The sequence below is a fragment of the Fluviicola sp. genome (assembly GCF_030151805.1).
Taxonomy (GTDB): Bacteria; Bacteroidota; Bacteroidia; order Flavobacteriales_D; family Crocinitomicaceae; genus Fluviicola.
In genome coordinates, this window is sequence record NZ_JASLCN010000373.1 from 1 (window position 1) to 3,574 (window position 3,574).

General features: G+C 40.3%; 5 protein-coding genes. All 5 read right to left on the reverse strand.

Annotated elements, in window-relative coordinates:
- Nucleotides 1-1,062: type II secretion system F family protein (locus Q1V93_RS14160; protein ID WP_300665572.1), on the reverse strand; the 1,062-nt coding region annotated here is incomplete at its 3' end.
- Nucleotides 1,050-1,538, reverse strand: a complete 489-nt coding sequence (locus Q1V93_RS14165; RefSeq protein ID WP_300665573.1) for a hypothetical protein — start codon at nucleotides 1,536-1,538, stop codon at nucleotides 1,050-1,052. The genes Q1V93_RS14160 and Q1V93_RS14165, both read right to left, overlap by 13 nt.
- Complete coding sequence (locus tag Q1V93_RS14170) at nucleotides 1,535-1,873, reverse strand: hypothetical protein (protein WP_300665574.1); 339 nt, start codon at nucleotides 1,871-1,873, stop codon at nucleotides 1,535-1,537. Before Q1V93_RS14170 ends, Q1V93_RS14165 begins: the two co-directional genes overlap by 4 nt.
- On the reverse strand, nucleotides 1,855-3,090 hold the full coding sequence (locus tag Q1V93_RS14175) for a hypothetical protein (protein ID WP_300665575.1): 1,236 nt from the start codon (nucleotides 3,088-3,090) through the stop codon (nucleotides 1,855-1,857). Before Q1V93_RS14175 ends, Q1V93_RS14170 begins: the two co-directional genes overlap by 19 nt.
- A partial coding sequence (locus tag Q1V93_RS14180) for a hypothetical protein (RefSeq protein WP_300665577.1) occupies nucleotides 3,087-3,574 on the reverse strand: 488 nt, incomplete at its 5' end. The genes Q1V93_RS14175 and Q1V93_RS14180, both read right to left, overlap by 4 nt.

Consider the following 3,574-nt stretch of genomic DNA (forward strand, 5'->3'; position numbering starts at 1 on the left):
AAACATCGGCAGGTACATAGAAACCATGATGACTCCTACGATTCCTCCGATTATTACAATGATGGCCGGTTCAATGATGGTCCCGATCATCTTTGTCCGATATTCAATTTCTTCGTTGTATTGCACTGTTAAACGTTGGAATGTTTGGTCCAACTGATTGATTTCTTCGGCGATTTTAATCAACGAAATTAATCTTTTATCCAGAATTTCAAACTGACTAAGTCCTTCGTGCAATGAATTTCCTGCCAGAATTTCTTTTTTAGTAGCCAAAATCATTTGCTGCATCGGGTAAAAACGGATCATTTCAGAGACTAAATCCAAGGCTTTGACCAACGGAGTTTTTGCTTCCAGGAGTAAGGCCATACTTTGACAAAACCGGGCGATGTATATTTTTTGGATCAATTTTCCGAAGATCGGGATCTTCAATACAAAAGTTCCGCTCGCTTTACGGAACCATTCTTCGTTTCGCTGGGAATAGAGATAGGATCCGATTCCAATGGCTGCTAATAAAAAGTAGAAAATGAAACCTCCGAAATTTTCGGAAAGCCAGACAATCTTCAGCGTCAACCAGGGAAGTTCCTGCCCGAATTGTTTGAAAACATCCTTGAACATCGGAACCACGAAATTCAACATGAAATAAAGGACGCCCACCGTGATGGAAAATACGAATGCCGGATAGGTGAAAACACTGACCAGCTGCCGCTTCAGTTTCACTTTCGAAGCAAAATAGTTGGAGAGTGAAAAAAGGACGTTTTTTAATCTTCCGGATTCTTCCCCGATGCGGATACTTTGGTATTCATATGGAGTGAAATTCCCGGATTTCTGCATAGTTTCAGACAAGGAATTACCTTTAATCAGATCATCGAGCATGGTTTCGATTTGCGCCTTGACGACTTTTTTCTCCTGCTCATCAATAATCAATTGCAAAGCTCGTCTCATATCAATCCCGCTTTCGATCAAGGTTGCAAATTCACCGTAAAAGTGCTCTTTGAATTTATCGTTTAACGGTTTCCCCAAAACGATATCTTTTTTTAGAAAACTCGTTTTGTTTACTCCATCCATAGCTTTTTGCTGAAATAGGTGTTGATATAATTTGAATTTTGTTTTTGAAGCGGATATTTCAATGAAAAAGGCGTGTTTTTCCATTCCAGTTTGAATTCCACCAATTCATGATTGTTCAGATTCGTTTTTTCGATCGAAAGAGCAGAAACCTCAAACAAGGTATGATGATCCTTGTGATGACGGCTTAATTTTTCGTCCGTAATACTGTAAACAATCGGTGTGGAGGAATGAAAGCAGGTCAATTGATTTTTGGACAATTGAAAAGAATCTGCTTTTTCCATATCCAGCCAGAAATTGGAACGGAACTGGAAGAACTGATTCAGTTCACCTTTAATGATAATTTCTTGCTGCATGGTTTTGTTGAAACTATTGACGGACAGGAAAAACAACGAAATAAACAGTCCCGTTAAGGAAAGCACGATGGCTAGTTCCAGGATGGAAAAGGCTGCTATGTCATTGAATGGCTTTTTCATCATTTTTCAGGCCAGATAAATTCCTGTGTCCATTTTGTTTGAATGCTGTTATTCAGGTTAAACGTTTCTTTCCGCGTCGAATCTTTCTTTTCCGTGGTAATTTCAATCGTTGTCAACTGATCGTTCCACTGTTTGGAATCATAGGTGTTTGAATCCAACGAATAGTTTGTAAACAACAACGATTGAAATTCAGATTGTTCGATTACTTCCTGAAACTGAACGGTTGACCGTGCACTTTGCGTAAATAACCTGGACCCCAATGCAAAACAAATGGCAATGATCGACAGGGCGATCGCTATTTCTGCGACACTGGAAGCTTTTAACTTTTTGATTCGCATGAAATAACTTTTTTTCGGGTATAAGCAAACAACTCAAGCCAGGACGGGCAAATAAAATCGTTCGGTAAGCGTTTGGTTGAAATGATGGCATCCAGCAAATGATTGGTATAAGAGCCGCCTCCGGTTTTCGTCAGTGTTGAAGAAGTGCTTAAACTGCCAATGATAGCGCCGTACGTTTCAGTAACTCCGGAATTGAAAATAATTCCGGCTACAACCGCATCTTTTTCGATCAGGAGTTTCGGTTGCCGTCTGAAATCGAATTGCTGCGTGGTGACCAGAATTCCTCCCAATACAGAACTATTCGTTCCAAGATGAATGGTATGAAGCTCTTCGAAAGTGCCCGGTTTTTGTTCGTTTAAAATCAGTGTGCTGGGATAATTCAGCGTAACAGAATCTTCCAGGATGATTTTTTCAGATGCCAATGCCTGCAATGTTCCTTTAAATCCGTGTTTGATATAAATTTTCGGAGCAATGAGGATGATGTTGTTTAATCTGGCTTCCGGGTAAATGACTAACGAATCGAAGCTGTGCAGAATAATTTTTCCCTGCAGTTTTGTTTTTATGTGAAGGGGATTCAAGGTTTGATAGTAAACTCCTTCCGATAAAAAACTCACGGTGGTATCCTGGAACAAAAACGGGGTTGGACGCAGATTGCCGACAAAATTTTGAGGAGAAACGTTCTCGAAATCTTTGGCCAAATTCAGTTTCAGATCTTTGATGTCATTGATTTCTCCGAACACCGTTTGAGAATTGGTGTAATTTTTCCCACCGATGTATGCCAGATCGACGCGTTTTCCCGGAACATAAACAGAACCTTCCAGTTTGGTTGCGCCGGCAATTTTCAATCCGTCGGAACCACTTCTTAAAACAAAAGAAGGAATGGATGGCTGAAACTCGCTTCCTACCAATGCCGATCGTTTGAAACTGCGTTCGTTTTTCTTTGTTTCTGTTGTGATCAGGTAATATGACCCCCACAAGAATTTGCGAATGAGGCTGGTGTCTCCGCTGGGATGAATGTATTGCAGGGAATCATTCACTTTAACCCGTTGAAGCCCGAGTTGAATTCCGTAATAAGAATCAAGCAACAAATGCTCCCGGGAAGTGTGAATGATCTCGATTCGTTTCTGCGTGCTGAAAATAAAGAATACGCTGGATGCAATCAACCCGATAAACAGGGCAAATACAATAGCATACGATATGGCAGAAGCACGAATCATTCTTTGCCTTTCTTCTTTTCTTTTGGTTGCTTCGCTTGTTTAGGCTCCTTTGTTTCCGTTCCTTTTTTACTCTTTTTATCCGTTTTCGGTTCTGCCGATTGGTCTTTTTTCTTGAATTTCTTCCAGAACTTCAGCTTTTCCCAGAACGTACTCATTTTTTCTTTGAAGGTTTTCTTTTCTTTAACGGTGTTCTCTGTTTTCGTTTCAGAATCTTTTTGTTTCTTTTCCTTTTCAGGAACCAATTCCCCTTTTTTGTAGGTGCTTTTTATTGCTTTTCCATCAGGGCCTGCCGTAATCTGAGTTCCGTCGAGCTGTCCGTTTTCCAGTCGTTGCTGTGAAATCAACCGGCCTAAGGAATCTTTGATCGTTGTTGTAACTGTTTTCTTCGTTTTGACGATCGTCGTATCCTGTGAAATAATCTGTGTGCGGTTGGATTTATTGATCACCGTTTTTTGAATCATTCCTTCCGGACTGTAATAAAGTT

Coding starts and splice junctions, on each gene's coding strand:
- Q1V93_RS14165 (WP_300665573.1), bottom strand. CDS start 1,538: ATGATGAAAAAGCCATTCAATGACATAGCAGCCTTTTCCATCCTGGAA.
- Q1V93_RS14175 (WP_300665575.1), bottom strand. CDS start 3,090: ATGATTCGTGCTTCTGCCATATCGTATGCTATTGTATTTGCCCTGTTT.
- Q1V93_RS14170 (WP_300665574.1), bottom strand. CDS start 1,873: ATGCGAATCAAAAAGTTAAAAGCTTCCAGTGTCGCAGAAATAGCGATC.